This window comes from Micromonospora sp. NPDC003241, assembly GCF_053589795.1.
Genome location: NZ_JBSFSO010000008.1, coordinates 184161 through 201138, shown reverse-complemented (window position 1 = coordinate 201138; position 16978 = coordinate 184161). Strand labels below are relative to the sequence as shown.

Genomic DNA, 16978 nt, shown 5'->3' with positions numbered 1-16978 from the left:
CCGCTGGCCCGCTCGGCTTGTCGGCTGCTGTCGCTCGTCACTCGTGCCCGTCGAACGGCTTGGCTGTACGGATGGCTGTACTACCAATCCAATCTTGACTGCACCCCATCTGAAACATACGTTCGATCGGTGCCGACCTTCAGAGGTGCGCAGCGAGCCGCGCCTTCCCCTTTTTCAACCTCAGATGAGGTAAGGTTTCGGGAAGTCTCATGAGGAGCGCCCGTGACTAGTCCTGCCGCAAGCGAACCAAGCCCGTCGACCAGAGGCCGCAGACCAGTCGTGCTTCCCGAGGACGCGGACGCCCGACTTCGAGAGCTTGATCTCTCCGTGGAGACGCTGCACTCCTCTATCCGAGTCGGCGACACAGCGCGCCGCCGAGTGACGGGTGGCAACTACCCCGTCACATACCCCGGCGTCGTGATGTGGGCAGAGACCCTGGCAGCGCTCAGGAGCAAGCTTCCCGAGAGCGAGGGTTGGCGCATCGGCCGCAGCGGGAACTACGAGACGGTGTACTCTCCGAGCCTCAAGATCGGCATCACGGTCGTCGCAGGCGATGAAGACACTGGCCAGGAGAAGCCCAGCCGGGGTCCTCGTCTGAAGCGAAGCCGTGGGCCAAAGACGAGCCAACGAGTTCGGCGCAACTTCAACCCGAACCAGATGGTGCTCGACCTGGAGGCGTTGGGGTTCACCGCCGACGTGGATCGGCTGCCGGAGGATGAGGACTGCCAGACGTGGTTCCTCGTCGTACATCCGACCGACGACGACGTTCGGATCGAGTTCTCTCTACCGACTGACATGAGCGGTGACGGGAACGTCAGCGAGTGGTCGGAGCGCATCCTGGTCGAAGCACTGATGGTCTCCGGAGTGCTTGCGCCGAAAATGCCAAATGAGGACGATGACGATGAGGGTGACAGCAACCTCGTTCGACGCCGGGGATGATCGAGACTACTCCTTCAGCCCCAGCCGGCTGAAGCTAGCCCGCGAGCTGCGTGGATTGACGAAGAAGCAGCTCGCGGACACATGTGGCGTCACGCGGCGAACCGTTTCCTCATGGGAGGCTGGAGACACCGGGCGCCCACCCCTTCGGCAACTTGCTGACGTCCTCCAACTACCGATCGACTTCTTCATGGCTGACGATGTCTCAGCCGTCTGCAAGGAGTCGGTCAGTTTCCGCGCTCTCTCCACCATGTCAGCTCGACAAGTTCATCGCGTTTTGGCCTCCGCCACGCTGGCTTGTCAGCTCAGCAACTGGATGGACCAGCACTACGACACTCCAGACGCTCGCTTGCCTGAATTGAATGAGACCTACGTAGAGGACCCGCGCACCGCCGCCGCCAGAGTACGAGCTGCATGGAACCTCGGCCATACACCGATCAAGAACATGGCAAGCCTCCTCGAACGCCAAGGTGTCCGCCTGTTCTCGTTGCCTTCGACAGACCGAGAGGTTGACGCCTTCTCATTCTGGCGCGAGAAGCGTCCGTTCGTATTCCTCAACACATCAAAGTCCGCCGAGCGACTACGCTTCGATCTGGCACATGAGCTTGGTCATCTGATCCTGCACCGCGGAATCTTCACCAAGCGCGATCGCAAGTACGAGCTAGAGGCCCATGACTTCGCTGCAAACTTCCTGGTTCCCGAAGACGGGTTGCGCGCTCAACTCAAGGGGCACCCAACCTTCAATGACATCTTTATACTCAAGCGATACTGGAAAGTTTCGGCTGTCGCAATGACCCAACGCTTGTATGAGCTTCGCATCATTTCGGAGTGGACTCGACGGTCTTGGATGGTGGACCTGTCCCAACGTGGATTTAGGTCCGCTGAGCCAGGCGGTGGCCCTGCGGAGGGTTCAACTCTCCTTCGTGAGCTATTCAAAATGGCTCGTGAAGATGGATGGGGATCGCGCAAAATCGCACAGGAGCTCAAAGTTCACGAGCAAGAGGTCGACTCCCTTGTCTTCGGGCTTGCAGTCTCGGCAATTGATGGCGGAGGCCAGTCCGCACCAGCAGTGACGGGCCATCTCCGTCTCGTCAAATAACGGTGACCCACGGTGGGCACTTGTGACGCCGCACCCGCACTCCTTCTGCTGTCCGATGATCCTCGGCTGCAACTCGGCTGCCGGACTAGCTACCTACCCTAAAGTTCCGACTGATGCCCGTTGAATCTCTTGACGATGCATCAGATACTGGTGGTGTGAAGTTTCCGAGGCCCGGCAACAAGCGCAAGAAGCAGCGGCATCGCGCCCCGAGCGGGTACTTGGTAGGCGAAGTCCGCGGAGCAGGGGAGCTGCCAAATGAGGCAAACTGCCCGATCCCTAGCACACACAACCGGATGCAGGATTGCCACGACCAATGGCATTCCCTAACGCGCGAGTATCACCACCCTCGGCACTTCCGGAGGGAACTGAACACGCTAGTTCAGAGCTTGCGCAACGTGACCTTTATCCTCCAGTCTGAGAAATCCAACATTAAGGATTTCGATTCCTGGTACGGGCCATGGCAAGAGAAGATGCGCGCCAACCCCGTCATGAGGTGGGTTGTTGAGTCGCGGAACAGAGTGGTAAAGCAGGGCGACCTGGATGCAAAGTCCGAAGCGAACGCCTCGCTTATCACCGCCTATTGGTCGGGAGAACCTCCCGAGGGCCTTGCTGCCGCACTCGGACCGGAGGGAAGTAAAGCTCTCAAGCTGTCCGTCGACGTTCCCCCGTCTAGCACAACTAAGGAGCAAGTACAGGAGTTCGCGAACCTTCCTGACTTTTTTGTCAGGGAAGGCTACATAGAAATAACTCGTCGGTGGGTTGACCAGGCTTTGCCTGATCGCGAGCTGGCGGATGCCTGCGCTGAGGCGTTCGGCGTGATGGCTGTCATGCTGGACGATCTACATAAGAAGCTCGGGATCGAACGAGGGTTGGCGCTTAAGTACACAGAGGACGAATTCCTCGTTGTTGCCGGCCTCCCTCATGGCAGGCTTCCATGCATGGTTCCCACTGACTACGCGGTGAACCGATTGAAGCTATCCAACGGGGCCACCCATGTTGGCGGGACTCGGTACTCCTTCTCGCCGAGCGTGAAACAGATGAACCGATCCCTTAATAGGTATGGCCTTTCTGATCCACCCCCGCAAAATTGGGATTCAGTCACTGCCCTAGCCGATTGGTGCATGAGCAACGCCCGGAAGATCTTGAAGAAGGATGGGTGGCACGGCTGGTATATCCTCTTGTACAAAGGAAATAGGCAGGTCGCTAACGAGGCGCTAGAGGCACGAGACAGGCCAGATAAGATGGTCATGATGCGCGAACTGGCAGCTACAGTTGAACGAAGCGGAATAGACGGCCTCATAGAAATTGGAGATACGTGGCAGGGTCAGCTTGTTCATGACGAGCAGGGATTTTTGATCCGTCCCGAGCTACAAACCGACCGACGTGAGGCGCTGTCTGTAATCGCGGAGGATGCTTATGGCAATAGGCGGCAACTCCTCTCTTTCTACCGGCGCATCGGGAAGAGGATTGAGTTTGATGGCGACCCGATCGATGTAACCGAAACCAGTTTCGCCAATAGCTTGCAGCCAGTTCGCGAAGCCTGGCGACGCATGGGATTCGACTCACGGAAGTCACCGGGCGAGCCTTAGCCACCTCTTTGCCATCCCGTCTGCCGCCGACCCACACATCGTGGAGCGGGCCAGGGCCAGGGTGACAAGGTGGAGCGCCCTACTGGACGTACGACCTTGTCACCCTGGCCCTGGTCTGCTCGGCTTGCCTGGGTCGGCGGTGGACGGGATGGCATCCCTCAACCACTACCACCCACAGCCGCAACCGTTCGGCAACTCCATCCCGGAGTCGTCTGGCCCCCGCCGGAGGCACAATCTCTAGCCCCAACCCCGTCCCGCCCTCCGCCCCCTTCCACACCCTCACCTCTTCCTCACCTGGGACCCGTGAGCGGTCGGCGTGATTCCGTTCGGCAACTCGCCCGGCCCGGCCGTCGACCGGTCCGCAGTTCCCGTTCGTGAGGCTGAACCGTGATGTCAGGTAGGACGTTGTCGTCCTGGTCTCGGTCGACCTCCGGGACTCGTCACCGGTTCCCTTCACGGAGCCACGGGTGACGCGCGGGGCGGGCGTGGCGTTCGGGCCGGCTGACTTACCGCCCCGCCGCCGAAGGCGGGCGGGGCGGCGGCTCCGTCAGGAGCCGGTTACCGCGCCCGGCCCGCGCCGCGCGGAGCGCGCTTGATCTGATAGAGGCCTATTCGGCAACTGGCTTCGGCCCGTCGTACGTGCTCCCGGCAAGGGTGGCCCCGTCGAAGCTCGCGGTACCGCGAAACGTCGCCTTGTCGAACCCGGCGTCGCTGCTAAACGTCACCCCGACGAACCCGGCGTTGCCGCTAAACGTCACCTCGCGGAAACTGGCGTAGCTGCGGAACGTCGCCTCGCCGAACCCTGCGATTTCGCCGAACGTCGCCTCGCCGAACCAGGCATCGCCGCTGAACGTCGCCTTGTCGAACCCGGCATCGCCGCCGAACGTCACCTCGCCGAACCAGGCGATTCCGCCGAACGTCGCCCCGATGAACCTGGCGTCACCGCTGAACGTCGCCTTGTCGAACCCGGCGTCGCCGCCGGTAAACGTCACCTTGTCGAACCCGGCAGTGCCACTGAACATCGCCTCTTCGAACCTGGCGGTGCCACTGAACGTCGCCTTGTCGAACCCGGCGTCGCTGCCGAACGTCGCCCCGACGAACCCGGCCTCGCCGCTAAACGTCACCTCGCGGAAACTGGCGTAGCTGCGGAACGTCGCCTCGCCGAACCCTGCGATTTCGCCGAACGTCGCCTCGCCGAACCAGGCGTTGCCGCTAAATGTCGCCTCGCGGAAACTGGCGTCGCCGGTGAAGGTCACCTCGTCGAACCAAGCGTCACCGCCGAACGTCACCTCGCCGAACCAGGCGTCGCCGCCGAACGTCACCTCGCTGAAGCTTGCGTCGCCGCCGGTGAACGTGGCCTTGTCGAAGCTTGCGTCGCCGCCGGTGAACGTCGCCTTGTCGAATCCGGCGTCGCCGGTGAACGTCGCCCCGTCGAACCTGGTGCTGCCGATTAAGTGGGTGTCGGTGAAGGTGACGTTATGGAGATGGCAGCCGATGAAATCGAGGTCGATGAGAACGGCTTCGGTGAGGTCGAGCGTCACGCTCGGGCCCCAATACGAGGGGTCGAGTTTTTCTTGTGGGGTTGTTGGTCGTAGGTGGCGGGCGAGGATGCGTTGGGCGGCGAGGCGGACCTGGCGTTCTTCCCGGGGATCCACAGCGGGTTTGTCGCTGTCACCGGTGGCTCCCTTCGGTGCGGCTAGAGTGGGGCCGCCCGCGGGTAGTTGGTCTTCGGGTTCCGGGGTGGGTTGGTCGTCCGGTGGAGTGTAGGGCATGCGTAGATAGGCGCAGATCACCTCCACGATGCTCTGCCGGTGGGCGGGGTTGTCCTGGGCGAGGCGTTCCAGGGCGTACAGGCCGGCGAAGCGGACCGGGGCCTTGGCCGCGCCGAGCTGGTCGGCGGCTTTGACGTACAACTCGGTGACGCGTTTCTCCCCGGCGTCGTACTCGGTGGCCTGCTGGGTGCGCTCTGCCAACTGCTGCCGGCGAAACGCCAGCAGCAGCGCGAACGCGGCGGTCACCGACGCGCCGACGGTCAAGCCGGTCCGGATGGACTCCAGCCGCAACTTCGCCCGCTCCAACTGGTCGCCCACCGCCGGCACCGAACCCTGCAACCAACCGACCGCGGCCCAGGTGACCAGTCCCACCAGGACCACCCCGGCCGGGATCACCCACGCCCGTAAGGGTCGCACCTGCCGATCCGGCGGCATCGGCGCGGCAGACACCTCGTGCTTCACGCCGTCGCGCAGCCACAGCAGTACCCCCACGACCAGCGCCGCCAAGCCTGCTGCAACCGGCATTAGCACCGGCCACCAGGAAGCCAGGACACCCCACCACGACCAGGGGACCATCACCAGCGGGACCGACAGCAGAACCGACCCGCCGACCGCCATCAAGGCGACACTCAACCGTCTCGTCACACTGCGAATCGTGCCCGTACACGACAACCCGTCTCGTGCCCGTCGACGGGCACCGGGGCGCGGCCGGCGCGAAGCACACGCGAAGCGACCGGCCCCGCGCTCTGTCGACCTGCCACAAGCGGCGCACTACCGGTGCCGCTTTGGCGAATGTGTAGAAGCTTTGCACGGTTCATTGCCCTATTCGCACGCTCTCCGAAGGCGCTCAACCGCTGCGAAGATCTGTTGTTCGGGACCTGGCCGGCTCGGTCGCCACTCAACGAGTAGAGGCCGGACAGCAGCGAGGAAACCTCTAAGGTCTTCCATAGTGACCGGCTCGGGTAGCAGGTCAAGGGCGTCGACTACACGCCCCGTTGTTTGATACCGGTGAGCGTTTATGGGTGTGCCTTGCCAATTGGCCGAGTTTCGCCACTCTTGCACGCGTTCGTACACCTCGGCTGCGGCAGCTCGAATAAGCGTCGCTCGCTGGAGAGGCGTAGTTCCCGAGGTACTGGGGCGTTCGGCGGGTTCCTGCGGCGGCGTGTCGGCGTCGCGCATGGCGGCGATCGTACCGGCGGCTTGATCGGGGCCGGTTCGCGCATGGTGGAGCGGTGCTGACGGGCGGTCAGCCTGGGGTGGCGTTCCACTCCGGAGCGAGGATGGAGTAGAGCAGGGAGTCGCGCCAGGCACCGTTGGTGTAGACGTGGTCGCGGAGTCGGCCTTCGTACTGCATGCCGAGTCGTTTGGCGACGGCGATGGAGGCTGCGTTGTCGGGGCCGATGGCGGCGGTGATGCGGTGAAGCCCCAGCTCTCGGAAGCCGTAGCCGATGATCGTGCGGGCAGCGTCGGTGGCGTAGCCGTGGCCCCAGTGGTCGGCGTTGATGGCGTAGCCGAGTTTGGCGGCCTGGTGGCCGGTGAGTCCGAGGCGGGCGAACCCGATCATGCGGTCTTCCGTATCGGCTACGGCTAGGTAGTACTCGGTGCGGGGGTTGAGCTGTGCCCGGGTCACTGCACCTTCGATCATGGCGACGGCGGCGGCGTGGTCGCGGCTGTCGAAGGAGAGCCAGTGGGTGACGCGGTCGTCGCCGATGATTGCCAAGGCGTCGGCCGCGTCACCGGGTCGCATATCGCGAAGCGTGATGACGCGGCCGGGGATGGTGATCGGGTACATGCGCTGATGGTGCCTTATCGGGGTAGTGCGTTGGCGGGGGTGTGGGTGAAGTGTTCGATGCCGTCGATGAGGTCGCGGGCGTCGTCGGCGTGGCCGGCGCGGGTGATGGCTTGGTGGACGCGTCGGACGGAGTGCACGATGCCGTTGATGCGCTGGTCGGCGGGGAGGTCGAGCACGGGGGTGAGTGCGTCTTCGGCGGCGTCGAGTTCGCCGCTGGCCACGCGGGCGATGGCGAGGTTGGTGTGTGAGCCGGCCTGGTCGCCGAAGGCCCATGCGGGGTCGTAGCGGTCGGAGTACGCCTGGACGGCTTGCAGGGCGTAGCGCTCGGTGGTGGCGGCTTCGTCGGGGAGCCAGGCAAGGGCGTCGCTGGCGTAGTAGAGGGTGCGGGGCTGGTTGAAGGTGCAGATGCCGCCCATTTCGTCCATCTCGTCGGGGCGTACCCGGGACCAGGCGTCTTCGGCCTCGTGGATGGCGGCCTTGGCGTGTTCGGCGTTGCCGAGTGCGGCGTAGGAGCGGGCGGCGCTGGCGGGTAGCCAGACGGCGGAGGTGCCGCCGGCTTGGGTGGCGAACTCGCGTCCGGCTTCGGCGTAGCGGACCGCTTCGGCGTACCGACCGGCCCAGTAGGCGACCAGTGATTGGAGACCGCGCAGCCAGGCTTGCAGTCCGGGGTGTGCGGCCTGGTCGGCGCAGAGGACGGCGGTACGGGCTTGCAGCATCGCGGAGTGCGGGTCGGCCATGTCGTGGGAGACCTTGGCGAGTAGACCGCTGGTGATTCCGGCGAGGAAGTGCAGGTCCCGCGACTGGGCCGGCTGTTGGCGACGTTCGAGCAGGGTGAACAGGGTGTCCTGGGTCTCGACCAGGTCCGGCAGGATCTGGCTGACCGGGCGTTGCGGGTAGGCCAGGGCGAGGCGCTGCACGTCTTCGGTGAGCTGGGTGATGGCCGCCGGTGAGGTGGATTCGGCGGCGAGCATGGCGTACTGACGTGCGCGTTGTGCGGCCATGGTGAGGAGATTCCTTTCCGGGCCGGCGCCGAAGGGCTCGACAATGAGCTGTCGGCCCGGCGCAGGGGTCAACTGGTGAGGTGCCCAGGGACGCTGCAACTCGTCGACGGTTGTGCCGAACATGGCCTGCAACGCGCGCCGGGTGGCGGGAGTCGATGAGGTCAGGTCCCGTTCACCGCGTGCAAGACGCCCGAGGTGCCGGGCGCTGATCGCCGCGCGAGGGTCCATGCGGCTGAACTCGTCGGCCAGCTCCTCATACGTGCGGTCGCTCTGCTGGATCAGGTGCTCCAGCACGGTGCGAGGTTCGCGGCGGTCTCGGGCCATCGTCGATGCCTTCCTGATGGGCTATCTCCACGCTCGCCTGTCGGAGGTCCTGAACTCAACGCAGGTCCTCATGGTGTCCGCTCGATGTCCACCAGAGGTGCTGATTCGGTCCTCGATCGGTCTCCGTGACCGGGTGTTCTATCTCCACCATGGACGTCTCACCCACCGCAATTGTGCATGTACAGGCCGCGCAGGTGCACGGGCCGACAGGGCACCGGGTCGCTCGTGCCGGTACCGAGTCCGCTGCGGTCGTGGCGGGGAGCGGCGTTCGGATCCTTCGGTGCGTGGACGGGGGCCGCTCGCGCCGGGGACCGTGTCATGCCTCGTCGTTGCTCGTGGCCTGTTCGGGCTGTGAGGGGCGGGGCTGGAAGATGGCCAGTCCTCGGCGTTCTCTTCGCGCGCCGAGTGATCCGAGCCGGCTGCAACGACGGAGCTGCCCGGACTGCGCCGGCACCGGTAGGCAGACGCGATCGGCGGCGATTGTCGTAGCGGCTGCGTCCTGAGCAGGGCACCGGAGCAGGTGCAGGCAGGCGGCGGTGTCGGTCGTGGCCAGAGCCCGCCTGCTTCGGTGCCCATCCACAGTGTGCGTGAGGGCGGGCGGTGATGGACCCAAGGCCGGGCGACGTGCTGCACGTCGGTGTCGATGCGTCGGTGCAGTTCGGCGGCAGCCGGTCACTGATCTTCCGGGTCATCAAGGTCCATGACTGGACGACGTACGACGGCTGGGTGTGGCTCCTCGGCTACGCGCTCGACCGGGCCGGCAACGCCGTGGACCGGCGAGAGATCTTCGTGCAGCGCGCCGGTTTGAAGCTGATCGCCCCGGATGCCGCTCCCGTCAACCGACGCACACCACCCACCCTGCCAGGCCGTGCCGGCCGGAGCGGGGCGAATCGAAAGGCACCTACGGCGGTCTCAACTCCAAGGAGGTTGCGGTGACCATGCATTCGGTAGGCGTCTTCCGGGCTGCGTCGCGCTTGGCGCGGCTCTGTCCGGATCAGGTAAAGCAGATTCGGTTTCGTCGCACCAGGTTCGGGCGGCGGGGCCTGGCAGAAGAGCAGGTGTACGGCTTCCTGCGCGCCGTCGTCGACGAGCTGACCGCCCGCGATGGCGTGGAAGCGGGCCTACGTGCGGAGAACGCACGCTTGAAGAGTGCGCTGAGGGACTGGCAGAGCGGCTTCGCGCCCAGGCCGGGTCCGATGGCCAACGCGGGACGTTGGACAGAACCTGAGCAGCGCAGATAGCCTGTTGACAAGCTGAGTTGTCGTCTGGGGTGAGCCGGTGCCGATCGAAGTTGCGCCGCCGAAGTACGTCGTGATCGTCAACGCGATGCAGCAACGCATCGAAGACGGCACGTACCCGCCCGGCTCGATGCTGCCCAGCGAGACCGATCTGGTGCGGGAGTTCCGCGCGTCGAGGCCGGTCGTCGTCAGGGCGCTGGACCTGCTGCGTCAGGACGGCTGGATCGAAAGTCGACAAGGCAAGGGGCGCTTCTCCCTCGGCCGGCCCGGTGGGGCCGACCAGCGGCAGCGCGAACGCCGCTTCGCAGTCCTGGAGGACGACGAACGAGCCGGCTCCACCCTGCTGGCTGCCGGTGAGGTGCCCGCTCCCTCCAGGGCGGCGGTAGCGCTCGGGATCGAGCCCGGAACGTCAGTCGTCGCGCGACGCCGCGTGATCACCGTGGACGGGCTCGGGCCGGTCGAACTCGGTACCGCCTTCCTTCCTGCCGACCTGGCCGACGGCACGGGCGTCGGCGGTAGCGACGTGCTCCCGGAAGGGCTGCTTCGGCATGTCGCGTCACGCAAGCGGGTGCGCTTCGACCACGTCAGCGAACGGATCTCGGCGCGTCTCCCCGACGCCGATGAGGCCAAGCTCTTGCAGGTCAGCGAAAGCGATCCGGTCCTGACGGTGTTGCTGTCCGTCTGCGACCGCTTCGGCAAGCCGCTGTTGGCCGTGGATCTGCTGCTGCCGGCCCGTCGGCACGATCTCGAAGACGTCTATCCGCTCGACTGACACCACTCGATACATCACTTGACAAGTCGAGTTGGCCGCGCCTACTTTTGATGCAACTTAACAAGTCAACTGGTTGAGTTGGCTTCATGGCTCTGGAGGTCGTGCGTTGGTTCCGATGACGTTGAAGGTGCCGGTCCCGTCCGAGTACGTCTTCCCCGCCGGGGCGCTCTGCCTGGGTGTGTCGCCGCAGATCGACTTTGAGCGGCGTGGTGAGGCGGATAACCAGGCGCGGGATAAGGAGTCTGGGGAGCGGGTGTGGGTGGTGCGGGTGATGGACCTGGACCCGGAGGCGGGGAAGTTCGGTCGGTCGACTGAGGTGAAGGTGAAGGTGGTGGCGGCGCAGCAGCCGGTGCCGCCTGCGTCCACGGTGCCGGGTTATCCGCCTGCGGTGGAGTTCGAGGGCCTGACGTTGACGCCGTATGTGGATTCGCAGCGGTGCAAGCCGGGCCGCTCGTCGGGTGATTGCCGGTCGCGGATGGCGTATTCGCTGCGGGCGTCGGCGTTGCGGCCGGCGTCGTCGTCGCCGGGTTCGGCGGCGGCCTGATCGCTGTGTGTCGCGCGGGGCGGGTCGTTTCCCCGCCAAGAGTCCCGGCCCGTCCCGCGCTCTCCCATCCCTCGTCAGATGAAGGAGGGCGTGATGCCCACCGTAGTTCACCCTGCCCTGATCGCGGCCGTGCCGCTGCTGGTCGGGGCCCTACTCCTGATGGTCCGTACCCGCGTGGCCGACTTGCGGCACGCGCTGCGGGAGGTGGAGGCCGTTGTCCGGTCGGTGCTGCGGCTGCCGCCGGCTTCCGGCGTGGTCTACGCCATTCGCTGCCCGCGTTGCCGCCGGTGGGTGAAGCCGCGTCGGTTCGACCTGCGGCGCATGTCCTGCCGGCCCTGCATCACCACTCTCGGCCGTGGCCGGGGCCGGCGTGGTCAGGGCGGTGGCGTGTGCCTCTGATCAACGTCATCCCGGGGGACAAGATCCCCGTAGCGCCGATGAACGTGCGTCTTCCCGCGTGGCGGGTGCCGGGCTGGCTGCTGGTGTTCTGGTGGCTGGCCCGGGGCCTGCTCCGCCTGACCGTCCTGGCTGTTCGCTACTGGTGGCTCACCCTCCCTACCGGTCTCGCGCTGTGGGTACGTGCCGAGTTCGGCGGTCTGGTCCTGGCGGGCGTCGTCACCACCGTGGCGGCCGGCTGCTTGGGCTGGTGGCGATGGCACCCGGCGTCGTGGCTGCGGTTCGGCTGGTACCCGCTCGTCGCCCGGATCCGTGCGCTCGTGGTGTACCGGCCTCGCTGGGCGTCGGTCATGGCGACTTGCGGCCTGGCGACCGCGTTCGGCGGTGACCGCTACGTACCTCGGCTGGTCAAGGTGCGCTGTGACCGTTGGGGCGACGAACTGACCGTCCGCATGCTTCCCGGCCAGATCCCCGACGACTGGGGTCAGGCGGCGGAGCGTCTCGCCTATGCGTTCCGGCAGCACACCGGGCAAGCCCGCTCCACAAACCGTCCTGACCGGGTGGTGGTCCGGTTCATGCGCCGCGACCCCCTCTCCGACATGGTCGCACCGCTGCCCGTGGCGGAGGTGCCGGACCTGGGCGGGCTGCCGCTCGGTCTGCGGGAGGACGGTGAGCCGTATCGGCTGCGGTTGGCCGGGTCGCATGTGTTGATCGCGGGGGCGACTGGTGCGGGTAAGGGCTCGGTGTTGTGGTCGCTGATCCGCTCTCTGGCTGGTGGTGTGCGGTCGGGGTTGGTGGAGGTGTGGGCGTTCGACCCGAAGGGCGGCATGGAGTTGGCGGCGGGGGTGCCGCTGTTCGCCCGGTTCGCCTACGACGACCCCGACGGCATGGCCGGCGTCCTCGACGAAGCGGTCAAGCGCATGCGGCTACGCGCCTCCCGGCTGCGCGGGGTCACCCGCCAGCATGTGCCGACGGTGGAGGAACCGCTGCTGGTCCTGGTCATTGATGAGCTGGCGGCGTTGACCGCGTACATCACGGATCGGAAGGTCCGGGACCGGATCAAGGAGTCTCTCGGCCTCCTGCTCTCCCAGGGCCGCGCGGTCGGGGTGCACGTCGTCGCGGCGTTGCAGGACCCGCGCAAGGACGTGCTGCCGTTCCGCGACCTGTTCCCGACCCGCATCGGTCTGCGGCTGACCGAACCGGAGCAGGTGGACATGGTCCTCGGCGACGCTGCCCGCGACCGAGGCGCGCTCTGCGACCGGATACCGGAGACACAGCCGGGGGTGGGGTTCGTGGTCCTCGACGGGGTCCGGGAACCCGTCCGGGTGCGGTTCGCCTACCTCACCGACGACGACATCCGCTCCCTCGGCCGCACCTACCGCCACCTCGACCACCCCGCCAACGAGAAGGAGGTGACGGCGTGAAGACCAACTCGCACCGGATAGAGGGCGTCGTCCTGGTCCTCATCGTCCTCATCGTCGGCGGGCTCGCCGGGGCGGCGTCGTTCACGCATGTGCATGACTGGACGATGGCGAACTCGCCTGCCGGTACGGGGGACTGGTTCGGCTGGGCCAACGCCGCCATCTCCGAACTCCTACCCCTGGCCGCGCTGCTGACCATCCGCCAACGCCGCCGCACCGGCGGCCCCATCGGCTACCCGATGTTCCTGCTCGTCTGCGCCGTGTCGCTGTCGCTGGCCGCACAACTCGCAGTAGCCAAGCCTGGTCTGTCCGGCTGGCTGCTGTCCGCCGTTCCGGCGCTGGCATTCCTCGGCCTGTCGAAGCTCGTTTTCTCCACCGCACCCGTCCCGACACCTGTCGCCAAGCCGGGTGACGAGCGACGCGCTGACGTGCCGACTGGACCCGACGAAGTGCCGGTGCCCCTCAACGACGACCAGGCGGCCGGAGGCGGCACCCTGTCGGAGCGCATCAACGACGACCAGGCGGCGACCGTCGTCCGGGATGTCGATGGCGAGCAGCCTCGTCCGGCGGTTCTGCGGCCGGTGCCGTCGATCGAGCGGCGTCCCGGGCTGGTGCCCGTCCCTGCGGCGGCGTTCACCCCACGCAACGGCACCCCCACCGGGGAGGGTGACCGGTGAGCCAACTCGAACTCATCCCCACCACAACCCCGGCCACCAACGCGGAGGCCGTTGAGCGGCCTCGGCCGGGGTCGCGGGCCGACCGACTGCGCAAGCCGCTCGCCAAGGACGCGCTCAAGCAGCTCGCCGAACAGAACGGCGTCTGCGTCCGACCCCTCGCCCTCCGGCGTACCGACACCGCCACCGGCGTGACCGAGGTCGTGGAGGTGCCCTGCGGCGCCACCCTCGCCGTCAAGTGCGGGCCGTGCGCGGAGCGCGGTAGGCGCTTGCGAATCCAGCAGATTAGGGAAGGGTGGCACCTCGCCGACGAACCCGCCATACGCCCCGACGAGCCAGGGGAAGACGTACTCGCGCTGGTGCGGGTGCGGGCGCATCTGGAGTTCGAACGGGAAGCGGTGCAGTACCAACCGATGACCCCCGACGAGCGCGTCACCCACCTGACCGAAATAGACGCCGCCATCGCCGAACTGGACGAAGCGCTCGCAGAAACGAGCCTGCGCGGGCACCTCACCCCCAAAGACCGCGACGACCGGCCACGCCGCAAACGGTCCACCCGGCGGCGTCAGGACTCACCCGACCTACCCCGCCTGCCCGTCGACCCCCGCACCGTCGGCCGGGCCTACTCCGGCAAGACCGGCAAGACCCACCGCCCGTCGATGCTCGTCACCCTGACCCTCGGCTCTCACGGGCCGGTGCACTCCCACCTGCGACGCGGCCCCTACATCGCCCCATGCGAGTGCGGTCAACGACACGGACCGTATGACGACGTGCTCGGCACCCCGGTCGACCCACAGTCGTATGACTACCGGCGGGCCGCCCTCGACGCGATCCACTTCGCCCGGGTCCTCGACAGGTGGTGGCAGAACGTGCGACGGGCCGCCGGCTGGAACGTCCAATACGCCGGAGCCGTCGAACTGCAACGCCGACTCGCCCCACACGCCCACTTCGCCATCCGAGGCACCCTTCCGCGTCGCCTGCTCAAGCAGATCGCCGCCGCCACCTACCACCAGGTGTGGTGGCCACCCTTCAACGAGCCGACCTATCCGGTGGACAAGCCGCCGGTCTGGGACGTCGACCAACAGGCATACATCGACCCGAAAACCCGCGAGCCGCTACCGACGTGGGGTGAAGCGCTCGACGCCCTGGAGGAACCCGACGCCCGGCCCGCCTACGTCGCCCGCCTCGGCCGGATCGACGCCCGGGGTATCGAGCAGGGCACCAAGGATGCGGAGCGGTCCATCCGGTACGTGACCAAGTACGTCACGAAGGACCTGACCGACCAGGCCAAGCCCCGCTCCGACGCGCAGAAGGCACACTTCGACCGGCTCCACGCCGAACTGTCCGTGCTCCCGTGCTCGCCGACCTGTGCCAACTGGCTGCTCTACGGAGTACAACCGGATGGCGTCAAGGCGGGCTTGACCCCCGGGCGGTGCACCGGGAAGGTCCACCAACGCTCCACCCTCGGCTTCACCGGACGCCGCGTCCTCGTCTCCCGACAGTGGTCCGGGAAGACCCTCGCTGACCACCGCGCCGACAACCGGGCCTGGGTGCGGGCGATCCTCGCGGGCGGCATGGCCGACACCGAAGAACACGAACAGGCGGCCGACGAGGCAGACGGGCCGAACCGCTACCGGTTCGAACTCGCCCGACCCGAAGACCCGGACGTGCCGCCCCTGGAGCACCGACTCCTGCGCGCCATCTCCGCACGCATCCGATGGCGCGCAGACCTCGACACAGCACGGCAACGAACAACCGGCGCGGTGTCGGCCACTGCTGCTCCCCTCTCCCCTGCTGCCTGACCATCTGGAGGACAGAACCCCTCATGGAAAGTGAGCTGCTGACCGTTCCGGAAGTCCTCTCCGTCCTCAACGGAGTGTCGAGGCGGACCTTTTATCGCTGGCGTGAGCTGGGCATCGCCCCGGAATGCATCAAGCTGCCCAACGGTGAGCTGCGCATTGAGCGCCGGGACCTGCGGGCGTGGCTGGAGCAGCACCGGGAGGCGGCGTGAAGTCGCGCGAGGTCCGGATCCGGGGCATTCAGGTCAACGCGCTGACGGGCCGTAAGAAGTCGTACACCGTTCGGTGGGTGGTGGGGACGGGGCCGAAGTCGCGGACGTTCGGCACCCGGGCGCTGGCGGACAACTTCCGGTCTGACCTGATGCAGGCCGCGAACCGGGGCGAGGCGTTCGATGGCGACTCGGGGTTGCCTGAGTCGATGATGGCGCCGATCGAGTCGGTGAGCTGGCTCAGCTTCGTCCGCCGGTACCTCGACATGAAGTGGCCGGGCGCGGCGGCCAAGTCCCGGGAGAGTACGACGGATGCGCTGGCGACCGCGACGGTTGTGCTGGTGCGCGACCTGGCCGGGCAGCCGGACCCGGCGCTGCTGCGGCGAGCGTTGCGGGAGTGGGAGTTTCCGCCCGCGTCTCGACAACTCGACCGGCCGGCGGACATCGCTGCTGCGCTGCGGTGGCTCGAGAAGGCGTCCCTGCCGATGTCGGCGCTGGCTGAGGCCGCGGTGGTACGTCCGGCGTTGGACACTCTCGGGCTGACGTTGGACGGGCGGCCGGCGGCAGGGTCGACGACCAGGCGACGGCGCTCGGTCTTCTACAACGTCCTTCAGTACGCGGTCGAGCTGGAGCTGTTGGACTTCAACCCGGTCGACAAGCTGCGGGTCCGGTCGAGCTGGCGGAAGGTGGCCGGGGAGGTGGATCGCCGGGTCGTGGTCAACATCCGCCAAGCGCGGGAGCTGCTGACCGGGGTGACGTATGTCGGCCGGCGCGGCAAGAACGGCCGGCGCGGTGAGCGCCTGGTCGCCTTCTACGCCTGCCTCTACTTCGCCGCGCTGCGGCCAAGTGAGGCGCTGGGCTTGCGGGAGCGGGACTGCCATCTTCCGGCCACCGGCTGGGGCCTGCTGACGGTGGAGAAGTCGCGGCCGGCGGCCGGGAAGCGCTACACCGACAGCGGCGAGGTGCACGACGATCGCGGGCTCAAGCACCGGGGCGACACCGAAGCGCGGGAGGTGCCGATCCCGCCGGAGCTGGTGGCGATCCTGCACGCGCACATCGACCGGTTCGGCGTCGGTGCCGACGGGCGGCTGTTCCGCAGTGATCGGGGCAACGTGGTGGCGTCGTCGACGTACTCACGGGTTTGGGAGGAGGCGCGGACGCTGAGCCTGACCCCCGACCGGGTGGCCTCTCCCCTGGCCGGCCGTCCCTACGACCTGCGGCACGCCGGGGTGTCGCTCTGGCTCAACGCCGGGCTGCCGGCGCCCGAGGTCGCGCAGCGCGCCGGGCATTCGGTCGACGTGTTGCTCAAGGTGTACGCGAAGTGCTTAGACGGGGACCGCAGCCGAATGAACGAACGGATCGAGGCGGCGTTGAGTTGAGTTTTCGGCTTGCTGATCGATAATTGTCCGCGG

At 66.8% G+C, this 16978-nt stretch carries 16 protein-coding genes and 1 pseudogene; 14 read left to right on the top strand and 3 right to left on the bottom strand.

The window, feature by feature from the left end; translation table 11 throughout:
* Window positions 1-279 precede the first annotated feature (279 nt).
* The 4 genes and pseudogenes from ACWDVW_RS09885 to ACWDVW_RS09870 all read left to right on the top strand — a co-directional run bounded on the left by ACWDVW_RS09885 (window position 280) and on the right by ACWDVW_RS09870 (window position 3624).
* Window positions 280-939 (top strand): hypothetical protein, encoded by a 660-nt coding sequence (locus ACWDVW_RS09885; protein ID WP_449946504.1) that lies wholly within the window; start codon window positions 280-282, stop codon window positions 937-939.
* Window positions 887-1111, top strand: a pseudogene (locus ACWDVW_RS09880) (helix-turn-helix transcriptional regulator); the annotation flags it as partial. The gene ACWDVW_RS09885 and the pseudogene ACWDVW_RS09880, both read left to right, overlap by 53 nt.
* Before the next feature lie 15 nt (window positions 1112-1126).
* Window positions 1127-2035 (top strand): ImmA/IrrE family metallo-endopeptidase, encoded by a 909-nt coding sequence (locus ACWDVW_RS09875; protein ID WP_449946544.1) that lies wholly within the window; start codon window positions 1127-1129, stop codon window positions 2033-2035.
* 395 nt (window positions 2036-2430) lie between these two features.
* The gene (locus ACWDVW_RS09870; protein ID WP_449946503.1) at window positions 2431-3624 is read left to right on the top strand and encodes a hypothetical protein; all 1194 of its coding nucleotides are present in this window, start codon (window positions 2431-2433) and stop codon (window positions 3622-3624) included.
* Between the two features lie 608 nt (window positions 3625-4232).
* On the opposite strand, the gene ACWDVW_RS09865 is transcribed toward ACWDVW_RS09870, so the two are convergent.
* From ACWDVW_RS09865 to ACWDVW_RS09855, 3 genes are all read right to left on the bottom strand, one after another.
* A complete protein-coding gene (locus tag ACWDVW_RS09865) occupies window positions 4233-6014 on the bottom strand; it encodes a pentapeptide repeat-containing protein (protein WP_449946501.1) in 1782 nt (593 codons plus the stop codon).
* Window positions 6015-6642: 628 nt separating this feature from the next.
* The gene (locus ACWDVW_RS09860) at window positions 6643-7188 is read right to left on the bottom strand and encodes a GNAT family N-acetyltransferase (protein ID WP_449946499.1); all 546 of its coding nucleotides are present in this window, start codon (window positions 7186-7188) and stop codon (window positions 6643-6645) included.
* A 14-nt stretch (window positions 7189-7202) separates the two neighbouring features.
* Window positions 7203-8483 carry a hypothetical protein gene (locus ACWDVW_RS09855; protein WP_449946497.1) on the bottom strand — a complete coding sequence of 427 codons (1281 nt, stop codon included), beginning with the start codon at window positions 8481-8483 and terminating at the stop codon, window positions 7203-7205.
* Window positions 8484-9116: 633 nt separating this feature from the next.
* Here ACWDVW_RS09855 and ACWDVW_RS09850 point away from each other — a divergent pair.
* From ACWDVW_RS09850 to ACWDVW_RS09805, 10 genes are all read left to right on the top strand, one after another.
* On the top strand, window positions 9117-9449 hold the full coding sequence (locus ACWDVW_RS09850) for a hypothetical protein (RefSeq protein WP_449946496.1): 333 nt from the start codon (window positions 9117-9119) through the stop codon (window positions 9447-9449).
* A gap of 2 nt (window positions 9450-9451) precedes the next feature.
* On the top strand, window positions 9452-9754 hold the full coding sequence (locus tag ACWDVW_RS09845) for a DivIVA domain-containing protein (protein ID WP_449946542.1): 303 nt from the start codon (window positions 9452-9454) through the stop codon (window positions 9752-9754).
* Window positions 9755-9791: 37 nt separating this feature from the next.
* Window positions 9792-10523, top strand: coding sequence for a GntR family transcriptional regulator (locus tag ACWDVW_RS09840; RefSeq protein WP_449946495.1), 732 nt, complete (start codon window positions 9792-9794; stop codon window positions 10521-10523).
* A gap of 115 nt (window positions 10524-10638) precedes the next feature.
* Entirely contained in the window at window positions 10639-11067 is a 429-nt protein-coding gene (locus ACWDVW_RS09835) for a hypothetical protein (protein ID WP_449946493.1), read from the top strand.
* Between the two features lie 93 nt (window positions 11068-11160).
* Window positions 11161-11466 (top strand): hypothetical protein, encoded by a 306-nt coding sequence (locus tag ACWDVW_RS09830; RefSeq protein ID WP_449946491.1) that lies wholly within the window; start codon window positions 11161-11163, stop codon window positions 11464-11466.
* 38 nt (window positions 11467-11504) lie between these two features.
* Window positions 11505-12887: an FtsK/SpoIIIE domain-containing protein gene (locus tag ACWDVW_RS09825; RefSeq protein ID WP_449946490.1), complete on the top strand. Its 1383-nt coding sequence runs from the start codon at window positions 11505-11507 to the stop codon at window positions 12885-12887.
* The gene (locus tag ACWDVW_RS09820) at window positions 12884-13561 is read left to right on the top strand and encodes a DUF2637 domain-containing protein (RefSeq protein WP_449946489.1); all 678 of its coding nucleotides are present in this window, start codon (window positions 12884-12886) and stop codon (window positions 13559-13561) included. Before ACWDVW_RS09825 ends, ACWDVW_RS09820 begins: the two co-directional genes overlap by 4 nt.
* Window positions 13558-15360, top strand: a complete 1803-nt coding sequence (locus ACWDVW_RS09815) for a replication initiator (RefSeq protein ID WP_449946488.1) — start codon at window positions 13558-13560, stop codon at window positions 15358-15360. The genes ACWDVW_RS09820 and ACWDVW_RS09815 overlap by 4 nt, the downstream gene beginning before the upstream one ends.
* 23 nt (window positions 15361-15383) lie before the next feature.
* The gene (locus ACWDVW_RS09810) at window positions 15384-15569 is read left to right on the top strand and encodes a helix-turn-helix transcriptional regulator (protein WP_018722283.1); all 186 of its coding nucleotides are present in this window, start codon (window positions 15384-15386) and stop codon (window positions 15567-15569) included.
* On the top strand, window positions 15566-16945 hold the full coding sequence (locus tag ACWDVW_RS09805) for a tyrosine-type recombinase/integrase (protein ID WP_449946487.1): 1380 nt from the start codon (window positions 15566-15568) through the stop codon (window positions 16943-16945). The genes ACWDVW_RS09810 and ACWDVW_RS09805 overlap by 4 nt, the downstream gene beginning before the upstream one ends.
* The last annotated feature ends 33 nt before the right edge of the window (window positions 16946-16978 follow it).